Consider the following 19,718-nt stretch of genomic DNA (forward strand, 5'->3'; position numbering starts at 1 on the left):
CCGGAAAATTTGAATCGCGCGGTCGCCGCAAAGGCTTCGGTCAGCGTACCGATCTGCGTGTCCGGCTGCTGTTGGCACGAAAAAAAGAGGTGAGCCTTTCAGCTCGCCTCCCAAGGGCAGGTACCTTATTCTTCTTACGCGAACTTGCCGATTTTCTGCTCGACCGCGGAACGTACCGAGCCGGTGATCACGAAGGACTGCGCAACTTGAATATCCTTGTGGAACCAGCGGTCGCCATCCAGGCACGCCGGAATCTGGCGACGCACTTCGTCGTACGCAGCCTGGGTACCCTGACCCAGAACAAAGCCCGGCAACAGCGATTCGGTCATGGTGAGACCTTGCGCGGCCAGCAGCATTTCGACGCCGACGATGTACTGGGTATTCGCCACCACGGTCGCCGCCTTGCGTGCGCACCAGGTCGAATTGGAGATGTGGTCCTCGCTGTTGCCTTTCGATGGAATGCTGTCGACGCTGCCCGGCATGCACAGGGTGCGGTTTTCCATGACCAGCGAACTCATCGAGCATTGCACGACCGGGTAGCCGGTGTTGACGCCACGGATACCGCTCATCAGGTTGCGCGGCAAACCCCACGACAAGGTCGGGTCGATCAGGCGCGCAATGCGGCGCTCGACGATACTGCCGAGGTCAGTCACCGCCATGGCCAGCAAGTCCATTGCCTGGGCCAGGTACTGACCATGGAAATTGCCGCCCGAGATGATTTCGAAGCCGCCTCCATCCTTGGAGAAGATCAACGGATTGTCGGTCGCCGAATTGATTTCGCGTGTGACGATCGTGTCGATGTAATCAAGCGCATCGAACACCGGGCCGTACACCTGTGGTGCGCAGCGCAGCGAATAGACATCCTGGATGCGCGGCGTGTAGGCGATATCGGTACGGCGCAACTCATCGGGGAACTGCACTGCGCGTGCTTCGTGGGTGGTACGTGTTGAACCCTTGAGCAGGTTGCGGATAATCGCCGCCGTCTTGATCTGGCCGGCATGCGGGCGGGCCAGCTGGATGCGCTCGTCGAAGCCCGACATTTCGGCGCGCATCGCTTCGAGCGTCAGACCGAGCGACAGGCAGGCATCCGACAACAGATTGCGTGCGTCATGCGCTGCCAGCACCGCGACAGCCAGCGATACGGTACAGCCGTTGATCAGCGCGGAGGCATCTTTCGCCTTCAGGTCGAACTGGACCGGGCCGACACCGGATTCCGTGATCGCCTGCGGCGCGCTCATGCGCTTGCCACGATACATGACTTCAGCCTCTTCAAAGCCGGCAATCGCTGCGGCAAGGTAAGCCAGCGGTGCGAGGTCGCCCGACGCACCAACCGAACCTTTCTGCGGCATGATCGGGTGAATGCCAGCGTTAATGAAGGCAAGCAGGCGGTCGACCACTTCAACGCGCGGCGCCGAATAATTGCTGGCGAACGCATTGGCACGCAGCAGCATGGTGGCGCGGCTGACTTCTTCGGAGAAGGGCTCACCGATGCCGGCCGCATGGGCCTTAATCATCTGCGTCTGGAACAGCGCGATGTGCTCGACCTTGATGCGGGTATCCTTCAGCAAGCCGACGCCGGTATTGAAGCTGTACATCATCGGTGCTTCATCGTGCATCCATGTCGATTCGATGTAGTCGCGGCTCTGCTTGAGCGCATCGCGCGAGGATTGAGCCAGGCCAACCTGCACGCCGGGATCGCGTGCAATGGCGACTACTTGTTCCGCTGTCAGATTAAAGCCATCGATCAATGTCGTTGTTGTCATGTTGGGTACCGTGGTGTTCGTTTGTTGAATGATGAAGTAGTGGCTGTTTTGGAAAAGGTAAAGCGCGTGTCAGTGCTGCGGCTTGAAATGCTCGACAAAGCGGCTGAAAACTTCTGCCGCGGTTTCCGCATCGTCGACCGTCATGATTTCATCCGGATGATGGCTGATGCCGCCATTGCCGCAACGGACGAAGAGCATCGCGACATCGGCGATCGCAGCGATGGCCATCGCATCGTGGCCCGCGCCCGAAGGCAGGTAGCGAAGGGGAATGCCGGACGCGGTGATGGCCTCTGCGAATTGCTGCTGCAGCCATCCGGCGCAGGGGACGCTACTGGCTTCATGCGTCTTGTTGATATCGAGGCTGACGCGGCGGCGTGCCGAGATTTCCTGCATGGCCTGCAGCACATCGTTGACGGCCGCTTCACGCACGTCGTCGGTTTCAGCGCGGATGTCGATGGTAAAGACCGCCTTCCCCGGCACCACGTTGGCGGCACCGTTCGGCACTGCGAGCTGACCGACTGTACCCACCAGTCCGGGAATGCCCGAGCAACGCTTTTCGATAGTCAGGCCGATTTCGGCTGCCGTCATGGCGGCGTCACGGCGCAGTGTCATCGGTACGGTGCCCGCATGCCCGGCGAGGCCGGTTGCTTGCACCAGGAAGCGTGTTGCACCGGAAATGGCCGTGACCACGCCGACCGGCAAGGATTCGTCGAGCAGCACGGGACCCTGCTCGATATGGACCTCGACGAAGGCGAGCACCTTCTCACGCGCATAAGCAGCGCGCTCCAGGTCCTGGGAATTGAAGCCCGCTGCATGCATGACCTGGCGCATGGTCTGGCCCTGGTCGTCGACCTTGTCCAGCACGCTGTTATCGAAGGTGCCGGCACATGCGCGGCTGCCAAGCAGGGTGGCCTTGAAGCGCACGCCTTCTTCTTCGGCAAAACCGATCACTTCGATGGCAAACGGAAAGCGCTTGCCCTGTCGGTTCCATTCCGCGATGCAAGCAATCGGAAGGAGAATGCCGAGGTTGCCATCGTACTTGCCGGCGTCGCGCACGGTATCGAAGTGTGAACCGGTCAGGAGCACCGGCGCATCTGCGACCTGTCCTTCATAACGCCCGATCACGTTGCCGGCGGCGTCGCGTCGCACGCTCATGCCGGCTTCGCGCATCCACTGCCCGAGCTGTTCGGCGGCGCCGCTGTGCGCCGCGGTCAGATAGGTCCGGGTGAGCATGCCTTCTGCTTCACTATGACTGGCGAGATCGTCGGCCCAGCGCATGATGGTCGCCCCCTTGTTGCTTGCCTGATTCATGCTTTCTCCTTGTTGCGGCGTCTATGCGGCATATCGGTAAGTAAAAGTATAGTATCGTATTCAAAGATTGTATACAAAAACAGCGAGCAAAAATGTTATTCTCAGTGAATCCGGTGCTATATAGTATCTATCAGCGGACCGATATCATTGACGGTCCGTCGGCTGCTCTACTACAGTGCGGCTACCGGTAAAACCATATCGGCATGAAGAAAAGATTGTCTTCATGTTAAGCTTTGCGCGGCCGGACCCGACACGATCGGTTGCCGGCTCCCGACACCTGATTCCATTGTTATGCCAAAGTCACGTAAAGAAGAAGAAACGGCGGCAGCAAAAAGCGCCAACGAAATCGCGGAAGACATCGCCGCCGCGATCGGCGCGCGCCGGTTGCCGCCCGGGACCAAGCTGCGCGAGGAAGCGCTGTCGCGACTGTACTCGGTCAGCCGGACCAAGATCCGCGCTGCCCTGCTGACGCTGTCCAAGGACAAGCTGATCAATATCATTCCGGATCGCGGCGCTTTCGTCAGCCAGCCGACCGAAACCGAAGCCCGCGAAATCTTTGCCACCCGCCGCATCCTCGAAGCCGCCCTTGCCAGGGAATTTGTCGCCAAGGCGCGTCCAGCCGATTACCGCATGCTGGAAAAGCACCTGAAGGCCGAGCGGGCCGCAATTTCAGGTCACGATTCCAAGGTGAAGTCACAGCTGCTCGGCGATTTCCATGTACTGATGGCGCAAATCGTCGGCAACCAGGTACTGACCGAGATTCTGCAGGAACTGGTCGCACGCAGCTCGCTCATCACGATGCTGTATCAGACCGATATGGACGCCGTGTGTTCGTCGGATGAACATTCGGAGTTTCTGGAGGCCGCCAAGGCAGGAAAGACCGAACGCGCGGTCAAGCTGATCCTCGACCACCTCGACCATGTCGAATCGGCGCTGCACTTCGACAAGAGCGTGGAAGAGTCCAAACGCGATCTGGTGTCGGTGCTGCTGGCCTGAGCTTGACTCCCGACGCGCTCTGCAAGGTGCAGGTCACAGGTGCAGGGTCCGGCCCCGGCCCCGACTGTGCGTAACGACCCTTGCATAACGCAACCACATCAACCTGTGTTCTGGCTCACGCTTCCGTGCCAAGCTCCTGCTTCAGGAAGCGCTCGAATTTGTCAGCCGGAAGCGGCTTGCTGAAATAATATCCCTGCACCTGGTCGCACTTGTTGTCGCGCAGGTAGCTCAGCTGCTCCGCTGTTTCGACACCCTCCGCGATCACCTTCAGGCGCAGGTTGTGCGCCAGTGAAATCACCGACATCACGATCATCGCATTGTCCGGGTCCGTGGCCAGGTCGCGCACGAACGATTGGTCGACCTTCAGTACGTCAATGGGAAACTGCTTCAGGTAGGACAGGCTGGAAAATCCGGTACCGAAGTCATCGATCGACAGATGCACATCGATGCTCTTGAGTTCATGCAGCGTGCGTATCGCATGCTGGACATCGACCATCACGGTGCTTTCGGTAATCTCCAGCTCAAGGTCGGAGGCACTGAGGCCGCTGTCGGCAAGGGCACTTTCCACCATGCTGACGAGATTGGGCTGGCTGAACTGCCGGGCAGACAGGTTGATGGCGATGCGCAGCTTGCCCAGACCGGCTTGCTCCCAGTGACGCGCCTGGCTGCAAGAGGTACGCAAGACCCAGTCGCCGATGGCGCCAATCAGCCCGGTTTCTTCGGCCAGGCTGATGAATTCGGATGGCGAAATCAGGCCCAGTTCCGGATGCTGCCAGCGGATCAGTGCTTCGGCCCCGACAATGCGGCCGGAATTCACATCGACCTGCGGCTGATAATGCAACAGCAGCTCGCGCCGTTCCAGCGCACGTCGCAAGTCACCCTCCAGTCGCAGCCGCTTGGCCGCACGCTCGTTCATGTTCGGCGCATAAAACTGGAAGGTGTTCCTGCCTTTTTCCTTGGCGCTGTACATCGCCATGTCGGCATGGGTGAGCAGGGTTTCGAAATCTTCGCCATCCGTCGGATAGACCGCGATGCCGACGCTGCAGCTCGGAAAGAAGTCCTTGCCGTTGATGGGAATCGGCCGTGACAAGGCCTGCATCACGCGCTGTACTACCTTGGCCGACTCGGCAACGTCCTCCGCTTCCGGCAACACCAGCACGAACTCGTCGCCGCCATAACGCGCCACCGTATCGGTGTCGCGCGCCGCGCGCTTGAGCCGGTGCGCAATCGTTTTCAGGAACAGATCGCCGGCGCGATGCCCCAGGCTGTCATTAATGAACTTGAAGCGATCCAGGTCCATGAAGGCAACGCAGACGTGCTCGTCATGGCGTGCCGCCATGGTCAGCGCCTGAGTGACGCGGTCGCGCAACAGGTTGCGGTTGGCGATGCCGGTCAGCAGGTCGTAGTTTGCCTGGAACTCCAGTTCGGCCTGATAGCGCCGGGTTTCGGTAATGTCGTATTGCGTGACGACGAAGTGGGTGGCCGCTCGCCCCGCCAGCGCCACCGGCGCGACATAGACGTTATCCCAGAACAAGGTACCGTCCTTGCGGTAATGGCGAACAATGGCCTGGCTCTCCGTGCCGGAGTTCAGGGCGGCGCGAAGTTCCATCGCGCCCGCCTGGTCATGGTCCGTGCCGCAAAGAAAATCAAAAGGCTTTCCAATCACTTCCTCCGACTGGTATCCGGTGATGCGGGTAAACGCCGGATTCACATATTCGATCGCGAAATGCGGCCCGGATGCCGATGTGATCAGGATTGCATTGGCGCTTGCCTCGATTGCCCGCTGACGCAACTGCAAGTCGCGGCTGGCGCGCCCCAGCTCAACGGTGCGCTGTTCTACAAGCTGTTCGATATGCATCGCCCGCGCGGCGGCCGACTGTCGATTCAGGGCAACGGCAAGGCTGAACAACAAACCGAATACGAGAACCAGCAGCGAAGCGCGATGGCTATAGGTAAATGTCGCAGGCGTCCCGGAAATCCGGATATTCCAGACCGTGCCGCCCACATCGAACGATTCGGATACGGTCAGTGTTTGTGCGCCGAACAAGCGCAATCTCGACAGTACGCTGTCGTCCTCCAGGTGCTCGGCCTTATGATGAAATGCAAGATGCTCGCCTTCCCCGGCGACGGCTGTGTATACGCTGACCTCAAGTCCAGGTATGGACAACGCTTCACGACCAAGAACTTTTCCCACGAGGTCGCGCGCATTGAACATTGCCTGCGTCACGCCAAAAACCGCGGCACGCCTTTCCTCCGCGGTGCGTAACGGCATGTCGCTGCGATAGAGCGGCATGACGACAAAAAAGATAGGCACATTGGTCCGGCTAAGAATGGTTTGTACAATCCCGGTCGCGGAAGGTGTGCCTTGCTCGACGGCACGCCAGGTCGCCGCCGCGCGTTGCGGGTTATACAGTGCGTCATTACCTATCCGAAATTTTTCTTCTGCGAACGGGGCAACGTAGATGGTTGCGAGATACTGACTGCGTGTAGCAGCCGGAACCCATCCCGATTCGCCGAATTCCTTGATCACAAAACCAGGATGCGAGCGCCGCATTGAGGCTTCGAACATCGCACGCTCTCGGGAAGAGATAAAGCGGTGATAGCTGAACGCACGGATATAGGGCTGCCGCTTCAGTAAAGGGGCAGTAAAGCTGCTGAAGTTATCCTGGCCGGCTTCGCCTACACTCGCGATCAGCTGATTGACCGCCTGCAGACTGGCGATGGCATCGCCGGCACCTTGCTGCAGATCGCTGACATAGCCCTCCACGCGGCGCCGGAAATCGAGGTCGGCCTTATCGGTTTCGAGTTCATAGGTAAGGCCGAACAACATTGCCGTCAGCACCAGTCCAATAATAAATGTGGCGAGTGCGACAGGGCTCGGCGCGCGCAAGCGTAATAATGGCGACATAGGCGTCACTTTGAACAGACGCAATACTCCCTGAATGGCATCTTGTTCTTTTCACATCAAAAGGATGATAAAACGATCATACGTTCTTATGTGTTGGCCGCCTCGACCAAACGCAATGGTGTATGCATATCAGGCACGTCTTATACAGCTTAGCAACTTAGCCACACTGCCAGGAGTCAAGTGTTACCTCACGTCATTATTGTCGGTCTTGTTAATGCGACATGGCCATGCAGGTTTGCGCGCAGGTACGACAGGCTTTAGCGCATGCGGCCATCTCTCCGTCGGGATCAGCATGCTCTTCGCACAAGTCGGCACAGGCATTGCAGATTTCCGCGCATTCCTTTGCCAGATGGGTATGGTGGGGAGAACGACGTGCCATGAAATCGGCATGCAAGCCGCAGATCTGCGCACAGTCGAGCAGCGCGATCAAATGCTTTGCTTCGCTATGGACATGACCACCATGCAAGACATGGGCTGCAGTCTCGGTACAGATCCGATGGCATTCCATACAATTGGCGAGGCATTGTTTCATCTCAGGTGACATGGTAGTGCTCATGGCAGGTCTCCTTTCGGTTATGCAAATGGGGTGACGGCACACTAGGGATGTAATACCAATCCCAACCCATAACGCACCATGAGATCGCGTCTTTTTCCAGGGGCGCCGAGCCGCCTGCCTGCGTTGCACTCGTCGTCAATAGCTCGCTATTGACTCCTCCTGCGCCTTGCCAGTCACAAAAATCCATCGATCTCATTTGTCACGTTATAGCTTGGGATTGGTATAAGTCATGGAGGGTATCAATTTGTCATTGATAGGGTCGTTTACCGTCCAAAGGTTCCTTATTCTTGTTCAGCGCAGGCAGGGTGCACACATTCCGGGCAGAATGATAGCTTTCAAGGACACACAGTGGTCCATATCAGCAGCACCGCTTCAGGAATATTCAGGAATAACTTCATGAATCAACCATTGCCACTCAATGCCCTACCAGGGCTCGATAATCCTCTTCTCGAATTCCTCGGCGTCAGACTGACCCAATGGGGTGACGGCCATGCAGAAATGCGGCTGTTGCTTAACGAGAACCTGCTCAATCGCAGCGGCGTGGTCCATGGTGGCATCATTTGTACTCTGCTTGATGCAGTGGCCGGCTACTCCGGCCTGCATGCGGAGCCCGGCGAGCCCGCCCGTCATGCGGTGACGCTGTCACTGACGACAAATTTTCTTGGCAATGGTGTTGGTCGCGAACTGACCGCAAAGGGTTTGGCGGAGAAGAAAGGTCGGTCAATCTATTTCACACGCTCGGAGATCTGGCTCGACGATGATTTACTTGTGGCAACCGCAGTAGGGACGTTCAAGTACTTGAAATAACTAGCCTAGCTTCCATAGGCGTGCAATAGAAACTGCTGCAGTGCTTCACCCGGTGTACTCAACGGGTTTCCCTCTTTCCACAATACCCCGGCTTCCATATGCGGCACGACGTCGAGGATAGGTCGTGCCTCAATGCGCTTGCCTTCCAGCGACCACGGGCGAAACACCATGTCCGACAGCACCGTGACGCCAAAACCATGCGCCACCAGGCCGCGCACCGCCTCAATCGAACTGGTGCGGAATACGATATTCGGCTTCAGGCGCTTTGCTTTCCAGTAGGCAGCGGTCGATGCTTCCGCTTCATCCGCCGTCACGAGAATATAGGGATGCTGAGCAATGTCCCTGAGTGAAGGCGATTCAAGTTTGGCCAAGGGATGCTCGGGCGCCACCCAAAGCTGGCGTCGCGAACGGACCAGTACCGCATGGCCGAAACGGTTGAGCTTTTGCACGTTTGAAAGAATCGCCACACCGAGTTCGACTTCCCCCGATAACACCGCCTCTTCAATACCCGCGCGGTCCATATCGCGCAGATCAATCTCCACATCCGGATAACTTGCGCGAAATCGTGCCAGCAGCTCCGGCAGAAAATATCCTAAAACAGTGTACGAGGCAGCGACCTTGACTTTGCCACGCAGGTTGTTGGCTCGAAAGCGTGGTTTGTGCATTGCATCATGCACGGAATCAAGGATGTGCCGCGCATGGTGAAAAAAATCTTCACCCTCGGCGGTCAACGACACGCCCTGCGGAAGCCGGTCGAACAGGCGAACACCCAGCTGCTGCTCCAGCGCCAGGACAGCATTGGTGATCGCCGACTGCGACACGTGTTCATTGCTTGCCGCCATCGAAAACTGGCCGGTCCGGGCGGCAGCTACGAAGTAACGGAGTTGTCGGAGAGTGACGTGTTCAGCCATGCGTTTTTCAGATACCAGAGTTGTGTATTTGTGATTTTACGATACCAAACTGGCTTACTATACTTCAATGAGGGCTAAAAATTACGGAGACCATCGCCATGAATGCACCCCTTTCCGCTGACCAGCGCAACCTGCTGGAAAACATCTCGCTGGACGACAAGTTCACGCTGGAGCGCGGCCGTGCCTTTATCACAGGCACCCAAGCACTGATTCGTTTGCCGATCATGCAGCGTCAACGCGACGTTGCGGCCGGCCTCAATACCGCGGGCTATATCACCGGCTATCGCGGCTCGCCTCTGGGTAACGTCGACATGACGGCCATGAAGGCAAAGAAACACCTCGAAGCGCATCATGTCCAGTTCCATCCCGGCGTGAACGAAGACCTCGCGGCCACGGCGGTCTGGGGTACGCAACAGGTCAACCTGTTTCCGAACGCCAAGTATGACGGCGTATTCTCGATGTGGTATGGCAAAGGCCCGGGCGTCGACCGCTGCGGCGACGTGTTCAAGCATGCCAACATGGCCGGCACCGACAAGAACGGCGGCGTGCTGGTGCTGGCCGGTGACGACCATGCTGCCAAATCATCAACGACGGCGCACCAGAGCGAGCACATCCTCAAGGCTTGCGGCATTCCCGTTCTGTATCCCTCATCGGTACAGGAATACCTCGACTATGGCCTGCACGGCTGGGCGCTGTCGCGCTATACCGGCCTGTGGGTATCGATGAAATGCGTGACCGATGTGGTCGAATCGGGCGCATCGGTCGACCTCGATCCGGACCGCGTCAAGATCATCCTGCCGACCGATTTCGAACTGCCGCCCGGCGGCCTCAACATTCGCTATCCGGATGCCGTGCTCGATCAGGAAGCACGGATGAACAATTACAAATGGTACGCGGCACTCGCCTACGTGCGAGCCAACAAGCTCAACCAGATCATCTGGGACAGCCCGCATGCCCGCATCGGCATCGTCACTGCCGGCAAATCCTATCTCGACACCCGACAGGCGCTGGAGGATCTCGGCATCAATGAAGAAGTCGCGCGCGACATCGGTATCCGCCTGTACAAGATCGGCATGACCTGGCCGCTTGAAGCGGAAGGCGTGCGTCACTTCGCGCAAGGACTGGAAGAAATCATTGTGGTCGAGGAAAAGCGTCAGATCCTCGAATACCAGCTCAAGGAAGAACTCTATAACTGGCGCGACGACGTACGCCCGCGCGTGGTCGGCAAGTTCGATGACACCGGCGAATGGAGCGGCAACCATCGCGAAGGCCATGGCAACTGGCTGCTGCCGGCGACTTATGAACTCAGCCCGGCGCAGATCGCCCGTGCCATTGCAGCCCGCATTTCGAAGTACTTCGCCGGCCATCCGATCGAACAGCGCGTCAAGGAACGCATTGCTTATCTGGAGGCAAAGGAAAACGTCCTCAAGGTCGGCGCCGGCAAACCCGATCCGAACAAGGATCGCATTCCGCATTTCTGTTCGGGCTGTCCGCACAACACCTCGACCAGGGTGCCGGAAGGCAGCCGGGCGCTCGCCGGTATCGGCTGTCACTACATGGTGCTGTGGATGGACCGCCAGACCGCGACCTTCACCCACATGGGCGCGGAAGGCGTCACTTGGGTCGGTCATGCGCCATTCACCACCGAGCAGCATGTGTTCGCCAATCTCGGTGACGGCACCTATTTCCATTCCGGCCTGCTCGCGATCCGTGCTGCTGTCGCCGGCAAGGTCAATATGACCTACAAGATCCTGTTCAACGATGCAGTCGCGATGACCGGCGGCCAGGCGTTTGACGGCCCGCTGGATCCGGCAATGATTTCGCGCCAGGTCGCGGCCGAAGGCGTGAACCCCATCGTGGTCGTCACCGATGAACCGGAAAAGTATCCGGCTGGCGTCAACTGGGCGCCTGGCGTCACGATCCGCCACCGCGACGAGCTCGACGCGGTGCAAAAGGAATTGCGCGAAGTGAAGGGCGTGTCGGCCATCATCTATGACCAGACCTGCGCCTCCGAAAAGCGTCGCCGCCGGAAAAAAATCGGCAAGGACGGCAAGCCGGGGTTCCCCGACCCGGCCAAGCGCGCGGTAATCAACGAAGCCGTGTGCGAAGGCTGCGGCGATTGCAGCGTGCAATCGAACTGCCTGTCGGTGGAACCGATGGAAACCGAGTTTGGCCGCAAGCGCCAGATCAACCAGTCGTCGTGTAACAAGGACTTTTCCTGCGTCAAGGGTTTCTGCCCCAGCTTTGTAACGGTAGAAGGCGGCCAGTTGCGCAAGCCGAAGAAGGCTTCGGTCGACAATTCCGCCGGTGCCAAAAAGCTGCCGATCCTGGAAGGCAGCAATCTGCCGCAACCTGTGTTGCCAACCACACGCGAGCCTTTCGGCATCCTGGTGACCGGTATCGGCGGCACCGGTGTGGTGACAGTCGGCCAGATCCTGGCGATGGCGGCCCACGTCGAAGGCAAGGGCTGCTCGGTGCTGGACATGAGCGGCCTGGCACAGAAGGGTGGACCGGTGATGTCGCACGTCCGCCTGGCCGATACGCCGGATGCCATTCATTCGACTCGCGTCGGTACCGGCGCAGCGGATCTTGTCATCGGCTGCGACGTGATCGTGACTGCCAGCCGCGACGCGCTGTCACGCATGGGTGAAGGCCGTACGCACGCCGCCGTCAATGCAACCGGCACGCCGACTGCTGCATTCGTCAAGAATCCCGACTGGAAGTATCCGGGGCAGTCTGCTGAAACCGAGATCCGCACCGCTTGCGGCAGCGATCGTGTCGACTTCATCGATGCCGGCAAACTGGCGACTGCCCTGATGGGCGACAGCATCGCGACCAACATGTTCATGCTCGGTTATGCATGGCAAAAAGGCTGGGTGCCACTGTCCGAAGCAGCGATCATCAAAGCCATTGAGCTGAACGGCGTATCGATCGAGTTCAACAAGCAAGCCTTTGTGTGGGGCCGCAATGCCGCGCACGACTGGGCTGCCGTCGAGCGCCTCGCCAAGGTCAACGATACCGCGGCACAAGTGATCGAGTTCAAGCGCACACCGTCGCTGGACGACGTGATTGCCACCCGTGTCGATTACCTGACCAAGTACCAGAACGCACAGTATGCACAGCAGTATCGTGAGTTCGTGCAGCGTGTCAGGGATTCGGAGCGCAACGCTGCAGGGGAAAAGTCGAGCCGCCTGACCGAAGCGGTGGCACGCTATCTGTTCAAGCTCATGGCTTACAAGGATGAGTATGAAGTCGCCCGCCTGCATGCCGACACGGCATTCAAGGCCAAGATCGATGGCATGTTCGAAGGCGACTACAAGGTCAAATTCCATCTCGCGCCGCCGTTGCTGGCCAAGCGCGATGCGGAAGGCCACCTGATCAAGCAGGAGTTCGGTCCCTGGATGATGAAGGCATTCGGCATGCTGGCAAAACTGAAGTTCCTGCGCGGCACAGCGCTTGATGTGTTCGGCTATACCGAGGAACGCAAAACCGAACGCGCATTGATTGCTCAGTACAAGGAAACCGTCTCCGCGTTGTTGCCTAGGTTAAACAAGGATAATCTTGCCAAGGCTGCGGCGATCGCCAGCATTCCCGAAGACATCCGGGGCTTCGGCCACGTGAAAGAACGTCATCTGAAGGCGGCGAAGGAGAAAGAAGCGGCATTGCTGAAAGAGTTCGATGCGCCGAAGGCACCGGGAACGACGGCGGTGCATGCAGCTTGACAGCCTGCAAATAGGCGGCAACTAGAGTCAGCTCTGTTGCCGCTCACGCAGCATCGCGAGTCATAATGATAGAGAAGGCTGGAACCCGAAGGGTTTCCAGCCTTTTTTATTGGGATAATTGGGAAGATAGGCTACTGAAGCACAATGGCGTCTGGTCAAATGGCATGGGCAAACCCGGCGGTATGATTCTAACGAGGATGTTTAAACGAAGCTGCATTTGCATGCTCTAAAAATCAGAAGGCTGCTGCGAAAAGACGATGAAACTATACTAGTCTGGTAAAGCCTATTCAGAACATTTCATACAGGAACATCCGTGGCAAACAATTGGTTATCGCTATTAAAGAACGTTCCGTGGTCCGACGTGATCAGTTCAGCACCGAAAGTGGCGGAAGGAGCGAGGAAGTTATGGAACGCCACCGAACCCCATGCCTCGTCGCCGCCGCAGCCAAGTGCGGCCAGCCACCAGGCATCGATGGCCGAGGCAATTAACGCTCTGGACCAACGGGTCAGCGTAGCGGAAAAAACGGCAGCGGAGTTGCATGAGCAGATGCATGCCTCATCGCAGTTGATCAAGGCACTCGCCGACCAGAATGCCCAACTGATCCAGCGGCTCGAAACCCAACGCGTCCGTTTTATCTGGCTATGTTGTGCAACCGCTGTCGTGGCGGCGGTCGCTGTTGTGGCGCTGGTTACTGCGCTGAGATGACCTGCGGGTCTGGATAATGGCGTGGTTCCGTAGTACCCGGCTCAGGTTCGCCTGACTACGCACCCGTTGATTTCCAATGCAATCGCACCGTTGCCTGTCAAAGCGGCAATGCCGAAAGCAGGTTTTGTCAGCCGCGATGTGTAGATTCAATCCTTGACGTCCTTGCGTCCATCAGAACGGAGGTAAGCCCGATGGAGAAGAAGCCACTGGATATTGGCTTGGCGTTCAGCCGCATTGAAACTGCCGTAAGCCCATGGCCGAAAGCGGCACTTTTTCAGTTGGCTGAAGAAGGATTTACGTCGGCTTTCGAGCAACTGGTGGCCTGTATTATTTCCATTCGCACTTTTGACGAAGTGACGCTGCCTGTTTCGCGCAAGTTGTTCGGACGTGCGCGCACGCCGGCCGAGATGAGTACATTGAGTTATGAAGAACTGGACACGTTGATCAAGGCAAGTACCTTCCATGAGCGCAAAGCGAATCAGATCCTTGCGATTGCACGCCGGGTGATCGATGACTTTGATGGCAAGCTTCCATGCGATCGAGAGGTCTTGCTCTCCTTCGCCGGCGTCGGCCCCAAGTGTGCAAATCTTGTGTTGGGTATTGCGTGTGAAGCGCCTTTTATCAGTGTGGATGTTCATGTCCATCGCGTGACAGGGCGCTGGGGTTATATACAAACTTCAACACCCGAAAAAACTTTAATCGCATTGGAAGCCAAGCTTCCGCCTCGCCACTGGATAGACATTAACCGCTTGCTTGTACCATTCGGCAAGCATATCTGCACCGGAAAATTACCGCATTGCTCTAGCTGTCCAGTGCTGGATATGTGCCAGCAGGTCGGTGTGACGGCGCATCGCTAGCGTAGTCACAAATCACATTTGCCGATACGATTTACGCCACCGGCGACTTCGCAAAGCAACAAATAGCATGAAAGCAGTCAATGCACTGAGCGCACCGAGATAGCGCTTTCAGACCATTGCAGACATCATCAACCAACACGTTTAACATAGCTGCCCGGCCATATAACGGCACATCTTTGAGCTGCAGAATTTTGCAGGAGTAAAAAAATCTTACGCTTATTAGTCAAAGCCGCAATGCGCATGCCAAAGCTGGCAATCGCTGTTTTAATATTGGTGCTGGCCGCTGTAGCTGGCACCATTTCCTATGCTGGCTATCTGGTTGTTGGTTTTGTCTCCAGCTATCTAGGCACCGGGCGTTTTGTGGCCGGTCTGCTCCTCGGTGCTCTGTTTGCCAGGCTGCCTTATGTACGCCAGGGAAAGTTGCGTACCGTTGGCTTGCTTCCTAAACATGCCCGGCGACCAGTATTACTTGCCTTGCTTGCCGGCTGTTTGCTGAGTTTTGTTTCCAGGGGTGAATTAATACCCTCGCTATTTCTCGGTCTGTCGATAGGCTACCTGCTTGCTTACAAGTGGATGAGACAGGCGTTTGTAAACCGTGCACTTTCCTCGCTCTTTGGCTCCTCATCGGATCCTGCACGTCCGATGAACAACGATCCAACCATTATCGACGTCGAAGTTCGGGAAAAGAAAGATTGAGCGCTTCGAAGTAAGCGAATTATCGGAATTGGTGTTAATGGTAACGACACACTTCAGCCTCCGCCACGCCGCGTGTAGTGATCGAAATACGTAAGGAAGGTTTGCCGCTGCAATGCGTCCATGCCAATAAATCGGAAACGCACATGAAGTACCGGCAAGGTGATGCCCGCAATGCGCCGGGGGGCTCGCCGGGACGTCATGATTTCCACCGCGCCTGCATCAGCATGGACGATATACAAGTCGCCATCGTCTTGACGTACCGTGTCAATGGGCGCCTGCTTTGTCGCGCCGGGCAGCCAGCGCTGGAAGTCCGCTTCGGTGCATCCCATTTCCCGCACGAGCTCGACAGGTACGATCCTGTCTTCGCTCTTTTCCTGCATCAGCCGCCCGCCACCGGCGGCCAGATCGCCACCACATCCCCATCGACAAGCTGGCGCAGCGCGCGATCGGCTGGTTCTACATAGACACCGTTGATCAACACCAGATGCACCAGTTTGGGGGGCATATTGAAACGCGTGATAAGTTCACCGAGCGTGGTATCGGATGCAACCTCCAGCTCAATCGCATTGTATTTGCGCTCGGGTGGCAGATAGTCGGTCAGCGATGCAAACAGTTTGAAGATCACTTTCATGCATGTCGCCAGTCGGGCTGTTTGCGCGTGGCGGCAATATAGGCTTCGGGCAGGCATAAGGGATTAGCCAGCAAGGCTTGTTTCCAGCCGCCCAGTTTGACTTTTGATTCGATCAGCCCGCGCAGGATACCGACATGCTCGGTAAAACCAATGGCATTTGCGCCGACCAGCACGTCGCCGTCGAACTCCAGCCGTACATGGCGAAATGCGTCATGATCCGTCAACTCGACATGATCACCACCCGGCACGCCATCCCATTGACCAAACGATGTCGAGACCAGGCCCAAGGTGTCAAGCACATTGATCTGCGTGACTCCGCGCTGCAGCGCGCGACGTCCCGTCATGTTCATGCCTGCGCAATACGCCTGGTCGGCGGCGTTGGGCTGGATCGCCGACACGATGGTCTGTCCGCTGATGGGATCGAAGGCTTCCGCACAGTCTCCCGCGGCATAGACGCCGGCGACCGAGGTCTGCATGGTCTCGTCGACCAGGATGCCCTGCAGGCATTTGATCGGACTTTCCTGGAGAATGCCGATATTCGGCTTGACGCCGGTCGCGGAGATGACAAGGTCGGCTTCCAGTGTGGTGCCGTTGGACAGGCGCGCGATCAGCGGAGAGTTGCCGCCGTTGCCACGCTCAATGGCATCCACGCGGGTACCGGTATGCACGGCCACGCCCTTGCTTTCGCACCAGCGGCGAATCATGTTGCCGGCGGCATCGCCCATCATGCGCGGCACCATGCGTTCGCCCATTTCCACCACGGTGAGCTGGACGCCGCGCATTGCCAGCGCTTCGAGAATGATGCAGCCGATGAAGCCAGCCCCCATCTGCAGGACGCGGGCGCCGGGCGCGGCGAGTCCCATGATTCTGCGCGCATCCTCCAGCGTCCAGCAGTTGTGCACGCCGGGCAGGTCGATTCCTGGAATCGGCGGACGTGCCGGTACTGAACCGGTGGCGATCAGCAGCCTGTCATAGCCGACTTGCGAGCCGTCTTCCAGCACGACCTGCCGCGTGCCGGTATCGACGCGGGCTGCACGCCCTTGCACTTGCTGGATGCACAGGCGGCGGTAGTGTTCGGTGTCCTTGCGCAGATAAGTGCCGCGTTCATTAATGTTGCCGTGCAGGAGATAGGGAATCGCCATCCGCGAATAAGGCGGTTCAGCTTCGTCCCCGATCATGACGATGCTGTCTGCTGCGGTATTCTTGCGAATGGTTTCAGCTGCAATGACGCCGGCAGGTCCATTGCCGATGATGACGTGTTGCATGTTTTCCCTTTCCATCCCAATGATAGGTATAGGCAGCCTGGCCCTGTAGGCGATGAACGCCTAACGTAGTTAGGACCGAACGATCACGCGCTGGCATTCGCGTCCGGTCCTTTCGACCCCGACAGCCTGACGTTGGCAGCAGCTACTCTTACAAGCCAAGCCGTTCGCGTGTCTGCTCGGTCAACTGACCTTCGTTCGTCCACCCGCGTGCCGCGTAGTACTCGGGCAACATCTTGTCGAGCCCGCTGACCAGGCCGGTCGCCGGTCCGCTCTTTGCGGGCTCGGTCATCAGCCGCTTCGGTAACGTGTCATCCTTGTGGGTAAAGCCTGCGCGGTTGTTGAAGTCGCGTTCCATATTCCAGATACGCTCGCCGATCAATGCGAGACTCTCCATCGTGAACGATTCGTCGCAGGCTGCGTGCAATTGCGGTTGCAGGTCGGCCAACGTCCATGCGAACGTGGTGAACACACAGACGCCCGAAGAATCGAAAACGGCGGTCGCATCCTGGAAAGCCTTCACCAGGTCAGCCTTGCCGTCGGTCACCAGCGGATCGGTCTTGACCGGAATGCCAAGCACTTCGGAGGCGACCGTATAACCGCGCAGATGGCAGGCGCCGCGATTGGAGGTGGCGTAAGCGAGTCCCATGCCCTGGATGCCGCGCGCATCGTAGGCGGGGAATTCCTGGCCCTTCACGCTCATCGACAGGTCGGGATGGCCATATTTTTCGGTGAGTCGCTTCGACCCCAGTCCGATCTCCTTGCCGAAGCCTTCGCCCCTGGCAGTGATTTCGGCGAAATAGGTCAGCGCTTTTGCATTGCCGAAATTGGCTTCGATACCGAGCTGCTCTTTGGTCAGCACACCCATTTCATAGAGTTCCATGACCGCGCCGACAGTCGCCCCGAAGGAGATGGGATCGAAGCCGTCTTCATTGCAGATGAAGTTGGCATAGGTCAGGGCTTCCAGGTCGTTGACGCCGTTTGCGGAACCCAGCGCCCAGGCGGCTTCATATTCGAGCCCCCCGGAAGTGCCCCAGTATTGCGGCCGGTTCTGTACGGTGTAATGGGTTTCGTCGATCTTGGAAATCCGCCCGCAGGCAATGGTGCAGCCAAAGCAGGCCTGGTTGGTCACCAGATTGGTTTTTCCGTCTGTTGTGCGCGGCTCGTGCATGGCTTCGCCGGAAATATCCTTGGCGCCCTCGAACTGCACTTCCCGATGGTTGCGTGTCGGCATGGCACCGATTTCATTGATGACATTCATCAGTACCTGCGTGCCGTACTTGGGCAAGCCCTGACCGGTGACGGCGTTATCCGCGAGCACCTTCTTTGCCGCGACTGTCGCCGACATGAAGGCCATGGGATCGCGGATGTTGCCGACGCCCAGCGTGCCGCGTACCGCAATCGCTTTCAGGTTTTTCGAGCCCATCACGGAACCGACGCCGGAGCGCCCGGCCGCGCGGTGCAGATCGTTGACGACCGCGGCATAGAGGCAGCCGGTCTCCCCGGCGCGACCAATGGAGGACACGCGAATCTGCGGATCCTGGTGGCGCGTCTTCAGTGCCGGCTCGGTTTCCCATACGGTCTTGCCCCACAACCAGGAAGCATCGAGCAGTTCCGCCTTGTCATCCGTAATGTTCAGGTAGACCGGCGCCGGCGCTTTGCCTTCGAAGATGATCATGTCCCAGCCGGCCATCTTGAGTTCCGCACCAAAATAGCCGCCCGAATTCGAGCAGGCGATTGCACCCGTGAGCGCGCCCTTGGTGATCACCGAATAGCGGCCGCCGGTCGAGGCCATGGTGCCGGTCAGCGGACCGGTCGCCCAGATAATCTTGTTTTCCGGCGACAGTGGGTCGACGTGCGGATCGACTTCGGACACGAAGTACTTGGTTGCAAGTCCGCGCTGTCCGAGATAGTCGCGTGCCCAATCCATATTGAGCGGTTCTGCAGTACAGGTACCCGCGGTCAAGTCGACGCGCAGGATTTTTCCAGTCCAGGCCATCTTGGTTCTCCTCAGGCGGTTGTCTTGTCGCCAAGCTTGGCGGCCCACTGACGCATGCGATCCAGGCCCGTCCAGTCAGCGTCGACGTAGGTAATGGCGCCTGTCGGGCAAGCCGATGCGCAGGCGGGGCCGGCGACATTGTCATAGCAGAGGTCGCACTTCTGTACCTTGCCGGTACTCTGTACATAGTTGACCGTGCCAAACGGGCAGGCAATGGTGCATACCTTGCAGCCAACGCAGAGATCGTCGTTGACCACCTTGGCGCCGGAACTCATGTCGATGCGGATGGCCTCGACAGGGCAGGAATGCAGGCACCAGGCTTCGTCGCACTGGGTACAGGTATAGGGAACCTTGGTGCCGGTCTGGTGGAACTCGAACACCTTGATGCGGGATTTGGCGGGATTGAATGCGCCGTAGTTTTCATAGCTGCAGGCCATTTCGCACTGCAGGCAACCGGTGCACTTGTCCGGCTCGATAAGCAGGGACCGTTGCATGCTTCGTCTCCTTTTTGTATTGATTCGAATCGCACTTCTTTAATTCTTCAACAATCAAAACGGCGGAATCTGCGCAACGATGAGGCAGTCGGTCGCTGA

Annotated in this window: 16 protein-coding genes; 6 read left to right on the forward strand and 10 right to left on the reverse strand. The window is 58.1% G+C overall.

The features are described 5' to 3' along the window. Positions 1-134 precede the first annotated feature (134 nt). Together ASE07_RS02080 and ASE07_RS02085 are read right to left on the reverse strand one after the other, a co-directional pair. Positions 135-1,763, reverse strand: coding sequence for an HAL/PAL/TAL family ammonia-lyase (locus ASE07_RS02080; RefSeq protein WP_057289143.1), 1,629 nt, complete (start codon positions 1,761-1,763; stop codon positions 135-137). A gap of 69 nt (positions 1,764-1,832) precedes the next feature. Continuing rightward, a complete protein-coding gene (locus tag ASE07_RS02085) occupies positions 1,833-3,074 on the reverse strand; it encodes an allantoate amidohydrolase (RefSeq protein WP_057289144.1) in 1,242 nt (413 codons plus the stop codon). Positions 3,075-3,365: 291 nt separating this feature from the next. On the opposite strand from ASE07_RS02085, the gene ASE07_RS02090 reads away from it, so the two are divergent. Further along, a complete protein-coding gene (locus ASE07_RS02090; protein WP_057289145.1) occupies positions 3,366-4,070 on the forward strand; it encodes a GntR family transcriptional regulator in 705 nt (234 codons plus the stop codon). Between the two features lie 115 nt (positions 4,071-4,185). On the opposite strand, the gene ASE07_RS02095 is transcribed toward ASE07_RS02090, so the two are convergent. Together ASE07_RS02095 and ASE07_RS02100 are read right to left on the reverse strand one after the other, a co-directional pair. Continuing rightward, on the reverse strand, positions 4,186-6,978 hold the full coding sequence (locus tag ASE07_RS02095) for a bifunctional diguanylate cyclase/phosphodiesterase (protein ID WP_057289146.1): 2,793 nt from the start codon (positions 6,976-6,978) through the stop codon (positions 4,186-4,188). A gap of 211 nt (positions 6,979-7,189) precedes the next feature. After that, positions 7,190-7,534 (reverse strand): four-helix bundle copper-binding protein, encoded by a 345-nt coding sequence (locus ASE07_RS02100; protein WP_057289147.1) that lies wholly within the window; start codon positions 7,532-7,534, stop codon positions 7,190-7,192. A gap of 396 nt (positions 7,535-7,930) precedes the next feature. Between ASE07_RS02100 and ASE07_RS02105 the strand changes: the two genes are divergently transcribed. Beyond that, the gene (locus ASE07_RS02105) at positions 7,931-8,341 is read left to right on the forward strand and encodes a PaaI family thioesterase (RefSeq protein ID WP_057289148.1); all 411 of its coding nucleotides are present in this window, start codon (positions 7,931-7,933) and stop codon (positions 8,339-8,341) included. Positions 8,342-8,346: 5 nt separating this feature from the next. On the opposite strand, the gene ASE07_RS02110 is transcribed toward ASE07_RS02105, so the two are convergent. Then, entirely contained in the window at positions 8,347-9,252 is a 906-nt protein-coding gene (locus ASE07_RS02110; RefSeq protein WP_057289149.1) for a LysR family transcriptional regulator, read from the reverse strand. Between the two features lie 98 nt (positions 9,253-9,350). Between ASE07_RS02110 and ASE07_RS02115 the strand changes: the two genes are divergently transcribed. From ASE07_RS02115 to ASE07_RS02130, 4 genes are all read left to right on the forward strand, one after another. Further along, positions 9,351-12,974, forward strand: coding sequence for an indolepyruvate ferredoxin oxidoreductase family protein (locus ASE07_RS02115; protein ID WP_057289150.1), 3,624 nt, complete (start codon positions 9,351-9,353; stop codon positions 12,972-12,974). A gap of 313 nt (positions 12,975-13,287) precedes the next feature. Beyond that, positions 13,288-13,680 carry a hypothetical protein gene (locus ASE07_RS02120; RefSeq protein WP_057289151.1) on the forward strand — a complete coding sequence of 131 codons (393 nt, stop codon included), beginning with the start codon at positions 13,288-13,290 and terminating at the stop codon, positions 13,678-13,680. Between the two features lie 191 nt (positions 13,681-13,871). After that, complete coding sequence (locus ASE07_RS02125) at positions 13,872-14,537, forward strand: endonuclease III domain-containing protein (RefSeq protein ID WP_057289152.1); 666 nt, start codon at positions 13,872-13,874, stop codon at positions 14,535-14,537. A 240-nt stretch (positions 14,538-14,777) separates the two neighbouring features. Further along, positions 14,778-15,233: a hypothetical protein gene (locus ASE07_RS02130; RefSeq protein WP_156396329.1), complete on the forward strand. Its 456-nt coding sequence runs from the start codon at positions 14,778-14,780 to the stop codon at positions 15,231-15,233. Between the two features lie 53 nt (positions 15,234-15,286). Here ASE07_RS02130 and ASE07_RS02135 read toward each other — a convergent pair whose 3' ends face one another. From ASE07_RS02135 to ASE07_RS02155, 5 genes are all read right to left on the reverse strand, one after another. Beyond that, positions 15,287-15,613: a hypothetical protein gene (locus ASE07_RS02135; protein WP_057289154.1), complete on the reverse strand. Its 327-nt coding sequence runs from the start codon at positions 15,611-15,613 to the stop codon at positions 15,287-15,289. Beyond that, a complete protein-coding gene (gene thiS, locus ASE07_RS02140) occupies positions 15,613-15,864 on the reverse strand; it encodes a sulfur carrier protein ThiS (protein WP_057289155.1) in 252 nt (83 codons plus the stop codon). The genes ASE07_RS02135 and thiS overlap by 1 nt, the downstream gene beginning before the upstream one ends. Beyond that, positions 15,861-17,129 carry an NAD(P)/FAD-dependent oxidoreductase gene (locus ASE07_RS02145; RefSeq protein WP_057289156.1) on the reverse strand — a complete coding sequence of 423 codons (1,269 nt, stop codon included), beginning with the start codon at positions 17,127-17,129 and terminating at the stop codon, positions 15,861-15,863. The genes thiS and ASE07_RS02145 overlap by 4 nt, the downstream gene beginning before the upstream one ends. 148 nt (positions 17,130-17,277) lie before the next feature. Beyond that, positions 17,278-19,125 (reverse strand): aldehyde ferredoxin oxidoreductase family protein, encoded by a 1,848-nt coding sequence (locus ASE07_RS02150; protein ID WP_057289157.1) that lies wholly within the window; start codon positions 19,123-19,125, stop codon positions 17,278-17,280. Positions 19,126-19,136: 11 nt separating this feature from the next. Next, positions 19,137-19,619 (reverse strand): 4Fe-4S dicluster domain-containing protein, encoded by a 483-nt coding sequence (locus ASE07_RS02155; protein ID WP_057289158.1) that lies wholly within the window; start codon positions 19,617-19,619, stop codon positions 19,137-19,139. Between the last annotated feature and the right edge of the window lie 99 nt (positions 19,620-19,718).

Origin of the sequence: Noviherbaspirillum sp. Root189, assembly GCF_001428545.1 — a bacterium.
Taxonomy (GTDB): Bacteria; Pseudomonadota; Gammaproteobacteria; order Burkholderiales; family Burkholderiaceae_D; genus Noviherbaspirillum.

Coding starts and splice junctions, on each gene's coding strand:
- ASE07_RS02080 (WP_057289143.1), bottom strand. CDS start 1,763: ATGACAACAACGACATTGATCGATGGCTTTAATCTGACAGCGGAACAA.
- ASE07_RS02085 (WP_057289144.1), bottom strand. CDS start 3,074: ATGAATCAGGCAAGCAACAAGGGGGCGACCATCATGCGCTGGGCCGAC.
- ASE07_RS02090 (WP_057289145.1), top strand. CDS start 3,366: ATGCCAAAGTCACGTAAAGAAGAAGAAACGGCGGCAGCAAAAAGCGCC.
- ASE07_RS02095 (WP_057289146.1), bottom strand. CDS start 6,978: ATGTCGCCATTATTACGCTTGCGCGCGCCGAGCCCTGTCGCACTCGCC.
- ASE07_RS02100 (WP_057289147.1), bottom strand. CDS start 7,534: ATGAGCACTACCATGTCACCTGAGATGAAACAATGCCTCGCCAATTGT.
- ASE07_RS02105 (WP_057289148.1), top strand. CDS start 7,931: ATGAATCAACCATTGCCACTCAATGCCCTACCAGGGCTCGATAATCCT.
- ASE07_RS02110 (WP_057289149.1), bottom strand. CDS start 9,252: ATGGCTGAACACGTCACTCTCCGACAACTCCGTTACTTCGTAGCTGCC.
- ASE07_RS02115 (WP_057289150.1), top strand. CDS start 9,351: ATGAATGCACCCCTTTCCGCTGACCAGCGCAACCTGCTGGAAAACATC.
- ASE07_RS02125 (WP_057289152.1), top strand. CDS start 13,872: ATGGAGAAGAAGCCACTGGATATTGGCTTGGCGTTCAGCCGCATTGAA.
- ASE07_RS02130 (WP_156396329.1), top strand. CDS start 14,778: ATGCCAAAGCTGGCAATCGCTGTTTTAATATTGGTGCTGGCCGCTGTA.
- ASE07_RS02135 (WP_057289154.1), bottom strand. CDS start 15,613: ATGCAGGAAAAGAGCGAAGACAGGATCGTACCTGTCGAGCTCGTGCGG.
- thiS (WP_057289155.1), bottom strand. CDS start 15,864: ATGAAAGTGATCTTCAAACTGTTTGCATCGCTGACCGACTATCTGCCA.
- ASE07_RS02145 (WP_057289156.1), bottom strand. CDS start 17,129: ATGCAACACGTCATCATCGGCAATGGACCTGCCGGCGTCATTGCAGCT.
- ASE07_RS02150 (WP_057289157.1), bottom strand. CDS start 19,125: ATGGCCTGGACTGGAAAAATCCTGCGCGTCGACTTGACCGCGGGTACC.
- ASE07_RS02155 (WP_057289158.1), bottom strand. CDS start 19,619: ATGCAACGGTCCCTGCTTATCGAGCCGGACAAGTGCACCGGTTGCCTG.